Source organism: Candidatus Protofrankia californiensis (genome assembly GCF_900634765.1).
GTDB classification, from domain to species: Bacteria; Actinomycetota; Actinomycetes; order Frankiales; family Frankiaceae; genus Protofrankia; species Protofrankia californiensis.
In genome coordinates this window covers 1-991 of record NZ_CAAAFT010000460.1, presented here as the reverse complement: position 1 = coordinate 991, position 991 = coordinate 1, and the positions used below count along the sequence as shown (strand labels likewise).

Annotated in this window: 1 protein-coding gene; it reads right to left on the bottom strand. The window is 67.1% G+C overall.

Features of this window, described 5'->3' with window-relative positions; genetic code table 11:
- Positions 1-882 (bottom strand): DDE-type integrase/transposase/recombinase (locus DD1DGNOD_RS23740; protein ID WP_131771065.1); only part of this gene is annotated, 882 nt, incomplete at its 3' end.
- Positions 883-991 lie beyond the last annotated feature (109 nt).

Here is a 991-nt window from a genome sequence, read left to right as displayed (position 1 = left end):
GAAGATCATCATCCGGTCGGTGACCTCGGTCCGGACCGTGCGGACGAACCGTTCCGCGTAGGCGTTCGCCCGCGGAGTTCGGGGTGGGATCGTGACCGTGGTGATGCCGGCGTCGGCGAGGATCGCGTCGAAGGATGCGGTGCACTGCCCGGCCCGGTCGCGGACCAGGAAGTGGAAGTCGGCCGCCCGGTCACCGAGGTCCACCAGGAGGTTCCGGATTTGTTGGGTGGTCCACGGTCCGTCCGGGTTGGCGGTGATCCCGAGGATGTGGACGTAGCGGGAGCCGGCTTCCAGGACGAAGAAGCAGTACAGACGCTGGAGCGTCACGGCGCAGTCCACGTGGAAGAAGTCGACCGCCAGCGTGGTCGATGCCTGGGTGCGCAGGAACTGCCGCCACGTCGTGTCGGTCTGGCGTTTCGGGGCCGGGGGCAGCCCGAGGGACGTCAGGATTCGGCGGATCGTGGACGCGCCGACCCGGTGGCCGAGCTTGAGTAGCTCACCCTGGATCCGCTGGTACCCCCACGTCGTGTTCTCGGTCGCGAGTCGTTCGATGAGGGTCGCGATCTCCGTGCTGACCGGCGGTCGTCCAGTCCGCTGCGGGTAGGTCCACTTCCGTGTAACCAGACAGCGATGCCACCGTAGGACGGTTCCCGAGGTGATCAGCCGGTGCGCTCGCAGTGTCTTCGGCAGAAGTTGGATCAGTGCGGCGAGTACCGCCCGGTCCGCCCAGTCCCACCGGGGCTTGGGCTGGGTGCGGCGTAGCACCCCGACCTCGTGCCGCAGCACGAGCAACTCGATGTCCTTGGACGCCGACGAACGGCCGAGTAGGACCAGCCAGCCACACACCCGCACGAAGATCAGATAGAGCAGGCGCACGGACATAGCTGACCATCATGCCGACAGCCGCGCCGTCACATCATCCCAGCTCACAGACCCAAGCCGACTTCTGGCACCCCAGTGCGCCACGAGCGCGGAGAGCGAGGTCGACAGG